We start from the raw sequence: 15,491 nt of genomic DNA on the forward strand, positions 1-15,491 counted from the left end.
CGGGCGCTCCCGGAACAGGAACGGGGAGGACCGGTCATGCGCCCGATCAGCGACCTGGGATCTCGTCCAGCGTCGCACATCGGCACCCCGGCGCCCGGATCGCCACGGCGCGGTCTCGGGTCACTGATCACCCGCGCGACCCTGGCCGGCGGACTCACCGAACTGGCCCTCGTGGGCGCCCACGTGCTCATGTACCCGCTCGGCGCCCGCACCGAGCGACTGCGGCCCGACCCTCGTCGCCGACCGGGTGAGCAGCCCCCCGCCGTCCGGGCCCTGTTCGCCGCCGACCCGCTGGCGGCACGCATCCCGGTGGTCCTGGTGCACGGCCTCATCGACAACCACTCGATCTTCGCGGTGATGCGGCGGAGCCTCCGCCGTCGTGGCTTCGCCCACGTCTGCTCCTGGAACTACAGCCCGCTGCTGGCCGACGTCGCCCGTGGCGCCGAGGACCTCGGCCGGCACCTGGAGCGGATCTGCGAGCAGACCGGTCACGACCGGGTACACGTGGTCGGCCACAGCCTCGGCGGCCTGATCGCCCGCTACCACGTCCAACGGCAGGGCGGGCACCGGCGCGTGGAGTCCCTGGTGACGCTGGGGACCCCGCACCAGGGATCGGTGCTGGCGCACCTGCTGCCGACCCCGCTGGTCCGCCAGCTGCGCCCCGGCTCCGCGGTCCTCCGTGAGCTCGCCGAGCCCGCGCCGGACGTACGCACACCCGTGACGGCCATCTACAGCGACCTCGACCAGGTGGTGCTGCCCACGAGCGCGGGCCGGTGCGACCACCCCGACCTGCTGGCCCGCAACGTGCTGGTCCGAGGTGTCGGGCACATGTCCCTCCCGTTCCACCGCGGCGTGCTCGACGAGGTCGCAGCCAGCCTGGCCGGCCTGCGCCAGCCGCACGCGGCCGCCGCCTCCGAGTCGGCCGCCGTCGCCTGACACAGGGCCCCCGTCCTCCCCACCCCTCGCGCGCTCGGGGCGGGCCGGTGGACGGAGGCGCCCCGTTCGTCACATCCGTCCCACCGGTTGCAGACAAGGCGACACGCGGTCCCACGGAGCGACGGTGACCTGACAGATCGTTACCGTCCGATCACGGCGCCGGTGACCACCGGCGGGCGTCGCACTCCGGGCGCCCCAGCCGCCGTCGCTCCCCCGACGGTCTGCCCCTCGGGGTACCGACGGGCGGGTCGCCTGCCGAGGAGGTGCTCCGTGACTCGCCAGACCGGGCCAGCGCTCCTGGAGCGACCGAGCACCGACCGCGTTCCGCTCGCCCCGCGCATCCCCGTACCGCGGCTCGCCGCCGACTCCGTCGGCATCGGCGACGCCCCGGCCGCGGCCCCCGGCGCCCCGGCGCCGGAGGTCCCCGTCACCGCGACGCCCGCCCGGCGCCGGACCCTCCCCCGTCCGCCCGGCCGGCGCGGCCCGCTCTGGCTCGCCGCCCTCGTCACCGGCGCGGTCGTCGCCGCGCTGACGAGCACGCTGGGCACCGGACCCATCGACGTGACGGCCAGCGCCGCCCAGTACGGCCTGGGTGTCGCCTCCGACGTCGGCTTCACCGGGGAGATGGAGGACGCCGGGGTCCGCCGGGGCATCACCGAGGCCGAGGCCCGCGCCCGCCTGGACGAGCTCGCCGCGTCCCGTGCCGCGCGCACCCCCACCACCGTCGTCCCGGTCCAGGCCGCCCGCCTGACCACGTGCTTCTGCATGCGCTGGGGCACCATGCACAACGGCCTGGACCTCGCTGCCCCGCTGGGGACGCCCATCCTGGCGGCCTCGGACGGCGTCGTCCTCCGGGCCGGCCCCGCGTCCGGCTACGGCAACGCCGTCTACATCCAGGACGCCGACGGCGACGTGCACATCTACGGGCACATGCGCTACTACGACGTCGAGGCGGGCCAGATCGTGCACGCCGGCGACCTGATCGCCAAGGTCGGCAGCGAGGGCTACTCGACCGGGCCGCACCTGCACTACGAGATCCACCGCGGCGGCCAGGGCGGTCGCCCGATCGACCCGCAGGTCTGGCTGGCCGACCGCGGCGCCCTCATCTGACCGGTCGGCCTCGAGTTCGGCGCCCCGGAGGACCGGTCAGAGCTTGACGAGGGGGGCGTAGCGCAGGACGAGGCGCTTGGTGCCGCCGGAACCGAAGTCGACCGTCGCCTGGGCCTTGTCGCCCGCCCCGGAGACCTCGACGACCGTGCCCAACCCGAACGCGTCGTGGCTGACCCGGTCACCGACGTCGACGGCGATGACCGCCCGGTTGCCCGCTCCCCCGCGCAGCCCGCCGGTGGACAACCCGGTGGCGGCCACCCGCTGCTGCGCCGAGCGGTACCCGGTGCTCGGGGCGGGTGCGGGTTCCTTGCCCGCCCACTGCACGGTGTCGCCGGGCAGCTCGTCCAGGAAGCGGGACGGCGGGTTGTAGGCCGGCTGCCCCCAGCTGGTGCGGACCGTCGCGCGGGAGATGAACAGCCGCTGCTGCGCCCGGGTGATGCCGACGTAGGCCAGCCGGCGCTCCTCCTCCAGCTCCCGCGGGTCGCCCAGCGCGCGCAGGTGCGGGAAGACGCCGTCCTCCAGGCCGGTGAGGAAGACGACCGGGAACTCCAGCCCCTTCGCCGTGTGCAGCGTCATCATCGTCACCACACCGGCGTCGTCCCCGGCGACGGGGATCTGGTCGGCGTCGGCCACCAGGGACACCTGCTCGAGGAAGTCGGTGACCGTGCCGCCCGGGCTGGCCGCCTCGAACTCCGCAGCCACCGAGATGAGCTCGTTGAGGTTGTCGACCCGGCCCTCGTCCTGCGGATCGGTGCTGGCCTGCAGCTCGGCCAGGTAACCGGTGCGGTCGAGGATGCTCTCGAGCAGCGCGGCCGGGCCCGAGCCGGTCTCCACCAGCTGCTCGAACTCCTCGAGCAGGGCCACGAACTCCTGGATGGCCTTCAACGAGCGGGTGGCCAGCTCACCGACCTCCGAGCACCGGCGCAGCGCGTTCGCGAACGCGATCCGCTCGCGGTCCGCGAAGTTCTCGATGCACGCCTCGGCGCGCTCCCCGATGCCGCGCTTGGGGGTGTTGATCACCCGGCGGAGGCTGACGACGTCGGCCGGGTTGGCGACCACCTTGAGGTAGGCCAGGGCGTCGCGGACCTCCTTGCGCTCGTAGAAGCGCACCCCGCCGACCACCTTGTAGGGCATGCCGACCCGGATGAACACCTCCTCGAACACACGGGAGGCGTTGTTGGTCCGGTAGAAGACCGCGATGTCCTTGGGCTTGACGGTGCCCTCGTCGACGAGGGCGTCGATCTGCTCGGCGACCCACGCCGCCTCGTCGTGCTCGTTCTCCGCGACGTAGCCCTCGATCAGCTCGCCGTCCCCGGCGTCGGTCCACAGGTTCTTGGGCCGGCGGCCGGTGTTCTTCGAGATGACCTGGTTGGCCGCGCGCAGGATCCGCTGGGTCGAGCGGTAGTTCTGCTCGAGCAGGATCGTCGTCGCCTGCGGGTAGTCGCGCTCGAACTCGTCGATGTTGCGGATCGTCGCGCCGCGGAAGGCGTAGATGGACTGGTCGGCGTCCCCGACCACGCAGAGCTCGGCCGGTGGCACCGGGCCGGTGCCGGTGCCGACCAGCTCGCGGACCAGCACGTACTGCGCGTGGTTGGTGTCCTGGTACTCGTCGACCAGGACGTGCCGGAAGCGACGGCGGTAGTGCTCGGCGACGTCGGGGAAGGCCTGCAGCAGGTGCACCGTCGTCATGATCAGGTCGTCGAAGTCCATCGCGTGGGCCTGACGCAGCCGCTGCTGGTAGAGCTTGTACGCCTCGGCCAGCACCTTCTCCGGCGCCGTCCCCGGGACGTAGGCCTCCTCGTCGATCAGCTCGTTCTTCAGGTTCGACACCTGGGCGGCGAGGCTGCGCCCCGGATAGCGCTTGGCGTCCAGGTCCAGGTCGCGGGCGACCATCGTCATGAGCCGCACCGAGTCGCCCTGGTCGTAGATCGTGAAGGACGACTTCATGCCCAGCTTGCCGGCCTCGGCGCGCAGGATGCGCACGCACATCGAGTGGAACGTGGACACCCACATCGCCCGCGCGCGCGGGCCGACCAGGGTGGCCACCCGCTCCTTCATCTCCCCGGCGGCCTTGTTGGTGAACGTGATCGCCAGGATCTCGCCGGGCTGCGTGCCCCGGGCCCCGAGCAGGTAGGCGATCCGGTGCGCGAGCACCCGGGTCTTGCCCGACCCGGCGCCGGCCACGATCAGCAACGGGCCACCCTCGTGGACGACGGCCTGCCGCTGCGGGCCGTTGAGCGAGGCCAGCATCCGGTCCAGCTCCCGGCCGAGCTGGCCGGGCGCCGACCGCTGGAGCGCCTCCGTACCGGGGAGGGCGGGGGCACCGGGGAAGGCCTGCTGGACGCTCATCCCGGGGTCCCCGCGGGGACCAGGAGCGCCAGCGGAGCGTTTTCGTGGGGTGGGTTCATGACCCCGCCACTGTAAGCCGGACGGGTGACGGCCCTGCGTCGCCGGGAACACCCGCCCCACCGGTCCCGGACACGCCGACGCGCCATCCGCTGGCGATCTCCGACGCCGCCGTGGCAGACTCCGCGACGTGCTCGCCGCCCTCAGCTTTTACTACGGCCACCGGGATCCGGTGTCCGTCACCGCTGGCTGAGCACACGCCGCAGCAGACGCCCCGGGCCCGAGGAGCCCGGGGCGTTTCTCGTTCCCGGGGTCCGACGGCCTCCGCTCCAGGAGGAACCCTCGATGACCACCACGCTCCCCGCCACCACTGCCCCCGACGAGCGCATCGCCGAGCTCCGGCAGGAGATCGACGCCTGCGACGCCGAGCTGATCCGCCTGGTGCAGCGCCGGCTCGCCGTCTCCCGCGAGATCGGCGCACTGCGCTCGGCGTCCGGCGGGACCCGGCTGTCGCTCGCCCGTGAGCAGCAGGTGCTCGCGCGCTTCCAGGCCGAGCTCGGACAGGACGGCGCGACCCTCGGCATGATGCTGCTCCGCCAGGGCCGCGGCCGCCTCTGAGAGAGGGCCACCCTTCCCCCCACGCCTCGCACGCTCGGCGCGGGCCCGTGAGGGGTGGCCGTTCCAGCGCGTTCCCAGGCTCGCAGCACGGACCTGGCCCTACGGGCGGCGCTGGTCGGCGGGTGGGAAGTCGGCATGGCGGTGGACCAGCCACCAGTCGTCCTGGATGCGCTTGTAGACGTGGGTGACCCGGATGGTCATCGGACGGGCCTCCCCGCCGTCGACCCGGACGCTGCCCCGCTCCGTCCCGACGGTGTAGGCGAGGTCCCCACCGACCTCGACCACGTCGTAGCGCGGGACGAGCGTCCCCTCGCTGAACCGGCTGCCCACCCACTCGAAGGTCTGCGTGACCGCGTGGTGCCCCTTCTCCATCGGGCCCCACGCGCCGAACAGCGTCACGTCGGCGGAGTCGGCCCAGCAGCTCGCGTACGGACCGGGATCACCGGCCGCGATGGCCGCCAGCGCGTCGGCGACCCGCTCCAGTGCCCGGGACAGTGCCGGATCCATGACAGCTCCCCTCCCCCCGGGGCGTGACCGCACTGTCGCGCGGACGGCCGGGAGGTCAGGATCTGGCTGCCCCGTCCGCCTGCGGAAGGGTCCCTGGGCCCCGCTGCGACCGACCACCGCGACCCGCGGCAGCGACCGGGCCGGCTGCACGGGCGACGCGGCGACCTAGGCTCGCGCGGGTGACCTCACCGCAGTCCTGGAAGCCCGCCGAGCACGTGGAACGCGCCCTGTGCGTGCTCGCCCACCCCGACGACGTCGACTTCGGCAGCGCCGGCACCGTGGCGACCTGGGCCAAGGCCGGCACCCACGTCACGTACTGCATCGTCACCGACGGCGACGCGGGCGGCTTCGACGACACCCCGCGGCACGAGATGGGCCCGCTGCGGCGGGCCGAGCAGGAGGCCGCGGCGGCGGCGGTGGGCGTCGAGGACGTGCACTTCCTGGGCTACCCCGACGGCCGGCTGGAGCTGACCCTCGACCTGCGCCGCGACATCAGCCGGGTGATCCGCCAGGTGCGGCCGCAGCGGGTGCTCACCAGCTCGCCCGAGCGGTTCTGGGAACGGGTCGGCGCGAGTCATCCCGACCACATGACGGTGGGCGAGTCGACGCTGCGGGCGGTGTACCCCGACGCCCGCAACCCGTTCGCCTTCCCGGAACTGCTGGCCGACGAGGGCCTGGAGGCGTGGACGGTGGACGAGGTGTGGCTGACGGCCAGCCCGCGCGCCGACCACGTCGTCGACGTCACCGACGTGGTCGAGCTGAAGTTCGCGGCGCTGAAGAGCCACCGCAGCCAGGTGGGGCACCTGCCCGAGCTCGAGGCCTTCGTCACCGACTGGATGCGCCAGACCGCCCGCCGCCTCGGCCTGCCCGAGGGGCGGCTGGGCGAGGCCTTCCACGTGGTGCACACCGCCTGACGCACAGCAACCGGATCGCCGGGGCGTAACCGGCCCGACATCCGCGTGCACGCCCGGCAACACGGCGTCCGTAGAACTCCCGCGACCCATCCCCACCCACCGGGAGTTCACGATGACCCAGGCCCAGGACCACCAGCTCCCCGATCCGTCGGCCGCTGCCGAGACCCTCGAACGGGGCATCGGCCGGCGCACGTTCGTGCAGGCCGCCCTGGCCGCCGGCGCGCTGCTCGGCGCGGGCGTCGCCACGGCCTCCCCGGCGGCCGCCACCCCCGGGCACCGCACGCGCCTGCCCGGGGAGGTGCTGCAGCCCGGACGCGGGCCGATCGACGGGGACGTCTACCTGCCGTCCCGCGTCGAGGAGGTCTACTGGGGCTACCTGCCGCGCACCACCGACGCACCCGTGGCCCGCCTCCGGTCCGGGCAGACGATCACCATCGACACGGTCAGCCACGAGGGCCTCCTGGAGGACCAGGGACGGGACCCGGCGGCGTGGTTCGCCGGCAAGGGCGTCCCGCGCGACCAGGTCCTCGACGACGCCGTCGCGGTGGCCGCCGGCTACGCCCGGCACCGCCGCGACTTCGACGCCGACGGCCCGCACGTGGTGACCGGGCCGGTGTACGTGGAGGGCGCCGCCCCCGGCGACGTCCTCAAGATCGAGCCGCTCAGCGCGCTGCCCCGGGTGCCCTACGGCGTCGTCTCCAGCCGGCACGGCAAGGGCTCGCTGGCACGCCAGTTCGCCACGCCGGAGGGAGGGATCACCGCGGCCGAGGCCATGCCGCCCGTGGCGACCGACGGGCGGGCCACCAGGGACCCCCGGCAGTACGGCAACGTCTCGGTGTTCACGCCCGTCCGCGACGGCCGGCGCGCGGGGCCGCAGGCGTACCTGCCGGTGGGCAGCACCGGCGAGGTGAGCTGGCCGCTCGACCCGTTCGCCGGGTTGATGGCGGTCGCCACCGTGGGCGACGCCCCGGTGCTCAACGACCCGCTGGTGAACTCGATCCCGCCGACCGTCGGCGGCGGCAACATCGACGTGAAGCACCTGAACGTCGGCTCGGCGTTCTACGTCCCGGTGGTCGCCGAGGGCGCGCTGTTCTCCACCGGCGACCCGCACATGTCGATGGGCAACGGCGAGGTCGCGCTCACCGCGATGGAGGGGTCGCTGCGGCTCACCTACCGGCTGACCGTGTGCAAGCCCGGAGCCGGCGACGCCCCGTCGGTGGCCTTCCGGTACCCCTTCGGCGAGACGCCGGAGGCCTGGGTGCCGATCGGCCTGTCCGACCCCGACGGCTCGCGGAACGGCCAGGGCAGCGACCTCGACGTGGCCTCCCGGAGGGCTGTCGTCAACGCGCTGGACTTCCTCCAGACCGACCTGGGCATGGACCGGGCCGTCGCCTACGCCTACCTGTCCGCGGCGGCCGACTTCGAGGTCTCCCAGGTCGTCGACCGGACCGTCGGCGTGCACGGACTCATCCCGAAGGCCCACTTCGGGTAGGGGCCGTACGAGGGGTCGACCCGGCGGGGGGCGGAGATGGCCGTCTCTGCCCCCCGGCGGCTCACAGCAGGCGGTTGGTCGCCGCCCACCGGGTGAGCTCGTTGCGGTTGGACAGCTGCAGCTTGCGGAGCACGTTGGACGCGTGCGACTCGACCGTCTTCACCGAGATGAACAGCCGCGAGCCGATCTCCCGGTAGGTGTACCCGCGGGCCAGCAGCTGCATGACCTCGCGCTCGCGGGCGCTGAGCAGGTCGAGCCCGGGGTCGGTCGCGGGGTCCGCCGGTTCGGGGGTCGCGGCGGGGCCGGCCGCCGAGAACGCGTCGAGCACGAACCCGGCCAGCCGGGGGCTGAACACCACGTCCCCGTCGGCGACCCGGGTGACCGCGTCGAGCAGGTCCGGTCCGGAGATGGTCTTGGTGACGTAGCCACGGGCACCGGCGCGGATGACGGCGATGACGTCCTCGGCGGCGTCGGACACCGACAGCGCCAGCCAGCGCACCGCCGGCAGCTCCCCGCGCAGCGCCTCGAGCACCGCGCGACCACCGCCGCCGGGCAGGTGGACGTCGAGCAGCACGACGTCGGGCACGGTGTCCCGGATGCCCTCGACGGCACCGGCGACGTCGGCGGCCTCGCCCACGACCGCGACGGCGTCACCGAGCTCGGTACGCACGCCGGAGCGCACCATGGCGTGGTCGTCCACGAGGAACACGCGCGTCCGCGCGGTCTCCTCGGCAGCCGGCCCGCTCACGCGGCCTCCCTGGGCAGCAGCAGCTCCACCTCGGTCCCCTCCCCCGGCGCCGAGCGCACCGTCGCCGTCCCGCCGACCCGTGCCAGCCGGCCGGAGACGGAGTCGCGCAGCCCGCGCCGGTCGGCCGGCACCGTCGCCGGGTCGAACCCGGCGCCCCGGTCGCGCACGAAGACGGCCACCTTGTCCGTCGCCACCTCGGCGTACAGGTCCGCGGAGGTGGCGCCGGAGTGCTTGGCCGCGTTGACCAGGGCCTCCTTGGTGGCGGCGCCGAGCGCGGCCAGCGCGTCGTCGACGGGGGCGTCGCCGACGACGACGGACTCGACGGTGAGCGCGTGGTCGGCCTCCACCTCGGCCACCATCCCCGACACCATCGACGCCCACGTCCCCCCGGTGGCCTTCTCCGGCTCGTAGAGCCAGGTCCGCAGCTCCCGCTCCTGGCTGCGGGCCAGCCGGGCCACCGCCTTGGGGTCCTCGGCGTGCCGCTGGATGAGCGCCAGCGTCTGCAGCACCGAGTCGTGCAGGTGCGCCGCGACGGCGGCCCGCTCCTCGGACCGGACGCGCGCGGTCCGCTCGACCTCGCGCGAGGCCAGCAACCGGCGCCACAGCGGAGCCGTGGCCAGGGCGACGCCGACGAGGATCACCAGGGTGGCGGCGAACCCGTTGCGTGCGTTGGCCAGCTGCCCGGTGGTGGCCAGCAGCAGGATCAGCCCGACGATGCCGAGGGTGACGCCACCGGCCAGCACCCACGGCACCCCCGGGCGGGCCAGGGTGCGGTCGGTGTCCAGCTGCCGCCAGATGACCGCCAGCCCGGCACCGACCAGGACGAGCGGGACGACGAGCTCGCTGTTGCCCCACGTGGCCAGGTTGGTGACGAGGACCAGCGCACCGAACCCGAGCAGGGTCAGCCCGAGCGCCTGCCGCCGGCTGGGCTCGGTGTCCGGGAGAGGGGCCGCGGGTGCCGCGTCCACGTCGGCGACCGGCATGAAGAACCACAGCGCCGCGTAGGCGATGACGCCGATGCCGGTGACGGCGAAGACGACGAAGGCGATGCGGACGACCAGCGGGTCCAGCCGGAGGTGCACCGCCGTCCCCGCGGCGACACCGGCGAGCAGCCGTCCGGAGCGCGGGCGCGCCAGGGCGGGGCGCTGCGGCACCAGCGCGGTCGTCGTCACGCCGTCGATGGTCGCACCGCGCGGCCCCGCCTCACACCGGTGATCACCCTGGAGGGCACGACCAGGGTCGAGTGGGGGCGTTCCCTGATGTCGCAGGGGCCGGTCGCGTCGCAGGCTCTGTGGCATGACCTCCGCACCACCGCCTCCCCCGGCGCCTCCCGCGCCCCCGCCGTCGGACTCCCCCGCCCCCTTCGAGCAGCCCGCGCTGGCCGGCCCTCCGGCGGTCCGCCCGCCGCTGCGCCGCAGCCGCAGCGACAAGATGATCGGCGGCGTCGCCGGCGGCCTCGCCGAGTACTCCGGCATCGACGCGCTGCTGTGGCGGGTCGGCTTCGTCGCCCTGACGCTGGCCGGCGGCAGCGGCGTCCTCGTGTACGCGCTGCTGTGGCTGCTCATGCCGGCCGGCTCCGGGACGGGCGCCCCGCGCGAGCGGCGCCCCAAGGCCCCGCCCGGGCCGCGCTCGCCGGTCCCGGGCATCACGCTGGCCGGACTGCTGATCGTGGTCGGCACCCTGGTCCTGGTCAGCCGGTTCACCGACTGGTCGATCGGGCCACGGTGGATCCTCGGTCCCGCGCTCCTCGTGGTGGGGCTGGGCCTGGTGGCCGCGGCCTTCTCCGGCGGACGCCGGGCCAAGGGCGGTCTGATCGCCCTCGGCGCGCTGCTCTCACTCGCACTGATCACCGTCTCGGCCGAGCCGTGGCGCAACGTCGACGGCGGCATCGGTGACCGGACCTACCGCCCGGTCAGTGCGGCTGACGTCCGTCCCGTCTACTCGGCCGGCGTCGGCGACGTGACCCTCGACCTCTCCGGCATCGACCTGAGCGATCTGGACCGGCCCATCGAGACCCGGCTGGACGCCGGCGTGGGGGACGTCGACATCGTCGTCCCGAGGTCGGCCGACGTCCGGGTCGAGGTGGACCGCGGCCTCGGCGGCGTCGAGGTCTTCGGCGACGACGTGTCCGACGACGGCCTCCACCCCGGCCGGGGCTCCGCGGAGTGGACCGGCGACAGGACCCCCGAGATCACCCTGAGCATCGACGCCGGCATCGGCGACGTGGAGGTGTCCCGTGCCTGACTACAGCGAGTTCCCGACCACACCCACCGCCTGGCAGCAGCACGTCTGGGGCGACGTCACCCCGCTGCCCGTCGAGGACCCCCCGCCCCCGCCGGCGCGGCGGGGGGTGGACCTCACCGCCCTCGTCCCGGGCGTGGTGTTCGTCGTCCTGGCGATCTCGCTGATGGTCGGCGCCGCCTTCCCCCTGGACGCGTTCGTCGACGGCGGGGTGCTGTGGCTGCTGCTCATCGGGGCCGGGGTCGCCCTGCTGCTCAGCGAGGTCAGGAAGGCCCGCCGCAGGCAGGACTGAGCGCTGACGGCGGGGACGACGGGCGGAGGGCCCGGGGAGCGATCGGCTCCCCGGGCCCTCCGCCGTCGTCAGCCGGTCACCCGGTCGCAGAAGGCCAGCGCCCGCTCCCACAGCAGGGCGGTGGCCGGCCCGTCGTACTCGTCGGGCAGGCCCGGATCGGTGAACAGGTGCCCGCCGACCGGGTACTCGAAGACCTCGACCGCACTCCCGCTGCCGCGGACGTCGGCGACGAAGCCCTCGGCCCACTCGGGCTGCGCGAACGGATCGCGCGCGGCGACGTGCAGCTGCACGGGGACGCCGGCCGGCCAGGCGTCGGCGCCGAGCACAGCCACCGGGAGGGCGCCGGAGAACAGCAGGACGCCGGCACACCGCCGCTGGGTGGCCACGTGCTCGGCCATGCCCGCGCCGTTGGAGAAGCCGGCCGCCACGAACCCGTCGGGGAGCTGCGCCACGGCCTCGAGCGCCGCCTGCATGAGCGCCGGGAAGCCGAGCTGCTCGACGTGGGCGCCCGCCGTCTCGTAGTCGTCGAACACCCGCCCGCCGTACTGGTCGACGACGAGCACGGTGTGCCCGGCGGTCCGCAGCCGGGCGGCGGCGTCGGTGACGCCGGCGCGGACGCCGAGGGCGGAGTGGAACAGCGCGATGGAGGCCATGAGGGAACTCTCCCGCGACTCCGGTGACACCGTCCTGTCACCGTCTCCTGCGACGATCCCCGGGTGAACCGCACCGACCGCCTGCACGCGCTGTCCGAGGAGCTCCGCCGGGCCGGGCGGCGGGGCCGGACGGCGCAGCGGCTGGCCGCCTGGCTGGAGGTGTCGACCCGCACGGTGAAGCGGGACGTCGCCGCGCTCCAGCAGGCGGGCGTGCCGATCTGGGCCAGCGCCGGTCCCGGCGGCGGGTACGTGCTCGACGCGACGGCCACCCTCCCGCCGGTCAACCTCACCCCGGCGCAGGCGGTCGCGGTCGCCGTGTCGCTGTCCGGCGCGCCCGACGCACCCTTCGCCGTCGACGGACGGGCGGCGCTGGAGAAGGTGCTGGACGCCCTGGGGCCGGCGGCCCGGGCCGAGGTCGAGCGGCTGGGCGCCCGGGTGTGGGTGCGCAGCCCTGCGCAGGCCCGGCCGCCCGCGGCCGGCGTCGTCGAGGAGGCGCTGGTGCGGCGCCTGGTCGTCGCGATCGACTACCGGGACGGGGCCGGCCGGCGGTCCCGTCGCCGGGTGGAGCCGCACGGGGTCGCGCGCACGGAGGGGCACTGGTACGTGATGGCGTGGTGCCGCGAGCGGGACGCCCCGCGCTGGTTCCGCTGGGACCGCATCGACTCCGCCGACCTGACGGCCGAGCCCGTGTCCGACCGCGACGTCGCCGTCTTCGGCACCCCACCGGACGACGCCACCACCGTCCGCCCGGCACGCAGGTGACCGGCTGGAACGGCCTCCCTGCAGGGCACCACGGGAAACGGCCCCGTCGCAGGGGCCCGCGCCGAGCGTGCGAGGCGTGGGTCAGGGTGAGGTGATGGAACGGCCCTCCTGCAGGGACCCGACCCGAGCGTCAGCGAGGGGTGCGGGCAGGAGGGTCCTCACTCCCACTCGATGGTGCCCGGCGGCTTGCTGGTCACGTCGAGGACGACGCGGTTGACCTCGGCCACCTCGTTGGTGATCCGGGTGGAGATGCGGGCCAGCACGTCGTAGGGCAGCCGGGTCCAGTCGGCGGTCATCGCGTCCTCGCTGGACACCGGGCGCAGCACCACCGGGTGGCCGTAGGTGCGCCCGTCCCCCTGGACGCCGACCGAGCGGACGTCGGCCAGCAGCACCACCGGGCACTGCCAGATCTCCCGGTCCAGCTTGGCGGCCGTCAGCTCGGCGCGGGCGATGGCGTCGGCCCGGCGGAGGACGTCGAGCCGCTCCTGCGTGACCTCGCCGATGATCCGGATGCCCAGCCCGGGGCCGGGGAACGGCTGCCGCCACACCAGCGACTCCGGGAGGCCGAGCTGGACGCCGACCTCGCGGACCTCGTCCTTGAACAGCGTGCGCAGCGGCTCGACGAGGGTGAACTGCAGGTCCTCGGGGAGCCCACCGACGTTGTGGTGGCTCTTGATGTTGGCCGTCCCGGTCCCGCCGCCGGACTCGACCACGTCGGGGTAGAGGGTGCCCTGCACGAGGAAGTCCACGGTCTCGCCGTGTGCGTGCGCGTCGTGCACGACGTCGAGGGCGGCTTGCTCGAAGACGCGGATGAACTCCCGGCCGATGATCTTGCGCTTCTGCTCGGGGTCGCTGACCCCGGCCAGCGCGCCCAGGAACTGCTCCCGGGCGTCGACGACCCGCAGGTCGGCGCCGGTGACGGCGACGAAGTCCCGCTCGATCTGCTCGGTCTCGCCCTCGCGCATCAGCCCGTGGTCGACGTAGACGCAGGTCAGCCGGTCACCGATGGCCCGCTGCACCAGCGCCGCCGCGACGGCGGAGTCGACGCCCCCCGACAGCGCGCACAGGGCCCGCCGGTCACCGACCTGCGCGCGGATCCGCTCGACCTGCTCCTCGACGACGTTGGCCATCGTCCAGGTCGGCTCGAGGCCGGCGATGTCGAAGAGGAAGTGCTCGAGCACGGTCTGCCCGTGCGCGGTGTGCCGGACCTCGGGGTGGAACTGGACGCCGGCCAGCTTGCGATCGACGTCCTCGAAGGCCGCGACCGGCGCGCCGGTGGAGGTGGCGGTGACGGTGAACCCGGGCGGGGCGTCGGAGACGGCGTCCCCGTGGCTCATCCACACCGACTGCTCGACCGGCAGCGAGCCGAACAGCCGGCCCTGCGTGGTCACCGTCAGCGGGGTGCCGCCGTACTCGCGGTCGCCGGTGTGCGCGACCGTCCCGCCGAGGCTCTGCGCCATGGCCTGGAAGCCGTAGCAGATGCCGAACGCCGGGACGCCGGCCTCGAACAGCGTGGGGTCGACCTGCGGAGCGCCCTCGGCGTAGACGCTGGACGGGCCACCGGAGAGCACGATCGCGGCCGGCTTGCGGGCGACGATCTCCTCGGCCGGGACGTCGGACGGCACGATCTCGGAGTAGACGCCCGCCTCGCGGATCCGCCGGGCGATCAGCTGGGCGTACTGGGCGCCGAAGTCGACGACGAGGACGGTCGGGAAGTCCATCACTCGCCCTGCGACGCCGGGTCGTAGCCGCCGATGACCAGGTCGACCCGCTGGAACTCCTTGAGGTCTCGGTAGCCGGTCTTGGCCATCGTGCGGCGCAGCGCCCCGAAGAGGTTGGTGCGGCCGTCGGCGGTCTGGGCCGCTCCGAGGAGCAGGTCGTGCAGCGAGCCGGTCGGGGCGATCGGCGCCGACGTGCCGCCGCGGGGAAGCCGCGGGTGCGCGGCCACCGAGTCCCACCAGATCCCGCCGCCGGGTGCCTCGGCGGCCGCCCGCAGGGGTTCCCCGAGCTGGACGGCGTCCGCTCCGCAGGCCAGCGCCCGGGCGATGGCCCCGCTGGTCTCGATCCGGCCGTTGGCGATGACGTGCACGTACCGGCCGCCGGTCTCGTCCAGGTAGTCCCGGCGGGCGGCTGCGGCGTCGGCGATGGCGCTGGCCAGCGGCACCCGGATGCCCATGACGGCGTCACTGGTGGAGAAGCTGTCCGCACCGACGCCGACGATGACGCCGGCCGCGCCGGTGCGCATGAGGTGCAGCGCGGTCTGGTAGTTCGCCGCGCCGCCCACGATCACCGGCACGTCGAGGTCGGCGATGAACTCCTTGAGGTTGAGCGCGCCGCCCTGCGTGGTCACGTGCTCGGCGGAGACGATCGTGCCCTGGATGACCAGCAGGTCCACGCCGGCGGCCAGCGCCGTCGGGGCCAGCTGCAGGGTGTGCTGCGGCGAGACGCGCACCGCCGTCGTCACCCCCGCCTCGCGCATCTCCTTGATGCGGGCGGTGATCAGGTCGGGCTTGACCGGCTCGCCGTAGACCTCCTGCAGCAGCGCCGTCGGGGGCGACCCGTTCTCGACGGCCTCGCGCAGCCGGGCGAACACCGGCTCGGGCTCGTCGTAGCGGGTCCACAGGCCCTCGGCGTTGAGCACGCCCAGTCCGCCGGCCTGCCCGACGGCGATCGCCGTCGCGGGGCTGACCACGGCGTCCGAGGGACTCGTGACCAGCGGGATGTCGAACCGGAAGGCATCGATCTGCCAGGCGGTCGAGACGTCGTCGACGTCCCGGGTGCGCCGGGAGGGCACGATCGAGACCTCGTCCAGGTCGTACCCCCGGCGGGCGAAGCGGTTGAGACCGATCTCGACGGTGTCGCGCGTGGTCAT

At 74.4% G+C, this 15,491-nt stretch carries 15 protein-coding genes; 8 read left to right on the forward strand and 7 right to left on the reverse strand.

Features of this window, described 5'->3' with window-relative positions; translation table 11 throughout:
* Positions 1-36: 36 nt before the first annotated feature.
* Positions 37-936 (forward strand): esterase/lipase family protein, encoded by a 900-nt coding sequence (locus GCU56_RS09340; RefSeq protein WP_163481459.1) that lies wholly within the window; start codon positions 37-39, stop codon positions 934-936.
* Between the two features lie 270 nt (positions 937-1,206).
* Entirely contained in the window at positions 1,207-2,046 is an 840-nt protein-coding gene (locus GCU56_RS23425) for a M23 family metallopeptidase (protein WP_345771746.1), read from the forward strand.
* 36 nt (positions 2,047-2,082) lie between these two features.
* On the opposite strand, the gene pcrA is transcribed toward GCU56_RS23425, so the two are convergent.
* The gene (gene pcrA, locus GCU56_RS09350) at positions 2,083-4,395 is read right to left on the reverse strand and encodes a DNA helicase PcrA (protein WP_163481460.1); all 2,313 of its coding nucleotides are present in this window, start codon (positions 4,393-4,395) and stop codon (positions 2,083-2,085) included.
* A 342-nt stretch (positions 4,396-4,737) separates the two neighbouring features.
* Here pcrA and GCU56_RS09355 point away from each other — a divergent pair, with 342 nt between their 5' ends.
* The gene (locus GCU56_RS09355) at positions 4,738-5,010 is read left to right on the forward strand and encodes a chorismate mutase (RefSeq protein ID WP_163481461.1); all 273 of its coding nucleotides are present in this window, start codon (positions 4,738-4,740) and stop codon (positions 5,008-5,010) included.
* Between the two features lie 99 nt (positions 5,011-5,109).
* Here the strand turns inward: GCU56_RS09355 and GCU56_RS09360 are convergent, their stop codons facing one another.
* Positions 5,110-5,517: a YybH family protein gene (locus GCU56_RS09360; protein ID WP_163481462.1), complete on the reverse strand. Its 408-nt coding sequence runs from the start codon at positions 5,515-5,517 to the stop codon at positions 5,110-5,112.
* 179 nt (positions 5,518-5,696) lie between these two features.
* Here GCU56_RS09360 and GCU56_RS09365 point away from each other — a divergent pair, with 179 nt between their 5' ends.
* Positions 5,697-6,431: a PIG-L family deacetylase gene (locus tag GCU56_RS09365; protein WP_163481463.1), complete on the forward strand. Its 735-nt coding sequence runs from the start codon at positions 5,697-5,699 to the stop codon at positions 6,429-6,431.
* A 112-nt stretch (positions 6,432-6,543) separates the two neighbouring features.
* Positions 6,544-7,923, forward strand: coding sequence for an acetamidase/formamidase family protein (locus GCU56_RS09370; RefSeq protein ID WP_163481464.1), 1,380 nt, complete (start codon positions 6,544-6,546; stop codon positions 7,921-7,923).
* A gap of 61 nt (positions 7,924-7,984) precedes the next feature.
* Here GCU56_RS09370 and GCU56_RS25130 read toward each other — a convergent pair whose 3' ends face one another.
* Positions 7,985-8,671, reverse strand: coding sequence for a response regulator (locus tag GCU56_RS25130; RefSeq protein ID WP_163481465.1), 687 nt, complete (start codon positions 8,669-8,671; stop codon positions 7,985-7,987).
* Positions 8,668-9,843: a PspC domain-containing protein gene (locus GCU56_RS09380; protein ID WP_163481466.1), complete on the reverse strand. Its 1,176-nt coding sequence runs from the start codon at positions 9,841-9,843 to the stop codon at positions 8,668-8,670. The genes GCU56_RS25130 and GCU56_RS09380 overlap by 4 nt, the downstream gene beginning before the upstream one ends.
* Positions 9,844-9,967: 124 nt before the next feature.
* On the opposite strand from GCU56_RS09380, the gene GCU56_RS09385 reads away from it, so the two are divergent.
* Both GCU56_RS09385 and GCU56_RS09390 read left to right on the forward strand, forming a co-directional pair.
* Positions 9,968-10,915 (forward strand): PspC domain-containing protein, encoded by a 948-nt coding sequence (locus tag GCU56_RS09385; RefSeq protein WP_163481467.1) that lies wholly within the window; start codon positions 9,968-9,970, stop codon positions 10,913-10,915.
* Positions 10,908-11,204, forward strand: a complete 297-nt coding sequence (locus GCU56_RS09390; RefSeq protein WP_163481468.1) for a hypothetical protein — start codon at positions 10,908-10,910, stop codon at positions 11,202-11,204. Before GCU56_RS09385 ends, GCU56_RS09390 begins: the two co-directional genes overlap by 8 nt.
* A gap of 68 nt (positions 11,205-11,272) precedes the next feature.
* Here the strand turns inward: GCU56_RS09390 and GCU56_RS09395 are convergent, their stop codons facing one another.
* On the reverse strand, positions 11,273-11,857 hold the full coding sequence (locus tag GCU56_RS09395) for a dienelactone hydrolase family protein (RefSeq protein WP_163481469.1): 585 nt from the start codon (positions 11,855-11,857) through the stop codon (positions 11,273-11,275).
* Positions 11,858-11,920: 63 nt separating this feature from the next.
* Here GCU56_RS09395 and GCU56_RS09400 point away from each other — a divergent pair, with 63 nt between their 5' ends.
* A complete protein-coding gene (locus GCU56_RS09400; RefSeq protein WP_163481470.1) occupies positions 11,921-12,619 on the forward strand; it encodes a WYL domain-containing protein in 699 nt (232 codons plus the stop codon).
* A gap of 158 nt (positions 12,620-12,777) precedes the next feature.
* On the opposite strand, the gene guaA is transcribed toward GCU56_RS09400, so the two are convergent.
* Both guaA and GCU56_RS09410 read right to left on the reverse strand, forming a co-directional pair.
* Positions 12,778-14,340: a glutamine-hydrolyzing GMP synthase gene (gene guaA, locus GCU56_RS09405; RefSeq protein WP_163481471.1), complete on the reverse strand. Its 1,563-nt coding sequence runs from the start codon at positions 14,338-14,340 to the stop codon at positions 12,778-12,780.
* Positions 14,340-15,491 (reverse strand): GuaB3 family IMP dehydrogenase-related protein, encoded by a 1,152-nt coding sequence (locus GCU56_RS09410; RefSeq protein ID WP_163481472.1) that lies wholly within the window; start codon positions 15,489-15,491, stop codon positions 14,340-14,342. Before GCU56_RS09410 ends, guaA begins: the two co-directional genes overlap by 1 nt.

It is taken from the genome of Geodermatophilus sabuli (genome assembly GCF_010686765.1).
In the GTDB taxonomy this organism is placed as follows: domain Bacteria; phylum Actinomycetota; class Actinomycetes; order Mycobacteriales; family Geodermatophilaceae; genus Geodermatophilus; species Geodermatophilus sabuli_A.

Coding starts and splice junctions, on each gene's coding strand:
- GCU56_RS09340 (WP_163481459.1), top strand. CDS start 37: ATGCGCCCGATCAGCGACCTGGGATCTCGTCCAGCGTCGCACATCGGC.
- GCU56_RS09355 (WP_163481461.1), top strand. CDS start 4,738: ATGACCACCACGCTCCCCGCCACCACTGCCCCCGACGAGCGCATCGCC.
- GCU56_RS09395 (WP_163481469.1), bottom strand. CDS start 11,857: ATGGCCTCCATCGCGCTGTTCCACTCCGCCCTCGGCGTCCGCGCCGGC.
- GCU56_RS09370 (WP_163481464.1), top strand. CDS start 6,544: ATGACCCAGGCCCAGGACCACCAGCTCCCCGATCCGTCGGCCGCTGCC.
- GCU56_RS09410 (WP_163481472.1), bottom strand. CDS start 15,491: ATGACCACGCGCGACACCGTCGAGATCGGTCTCAACCGCTTCGCCCGC.
- guaA (WP_163481471.1), bottom strand. CDS start 14,340: ATGGACTTCCCGACCGTCCTCGTCGTCGACTTCGGCGCCCAGTACGCC.
- GCU56_RS09360 (WP_163481462.1), bottom strand. CDS start 5,517: ATGGATCCGGCACTGTCCCGGGCACTGGAGCGGGTCGCCGACGCGCTG.
- pcrA (WP_163481460.1), bottom strand. CDS start 4,395: ATGAGCGTCCAGCAGGCCTTCCCCGGTGCCCCCGCCCTCCCCGGTACG.
- GCU56_RS09385 (WP_163481467.1), top strand. CDS start 9,968: ATGACCTCCGCACCACCGCCTCCCCCGGCGCCTCCCGCGCCCCCGCCG.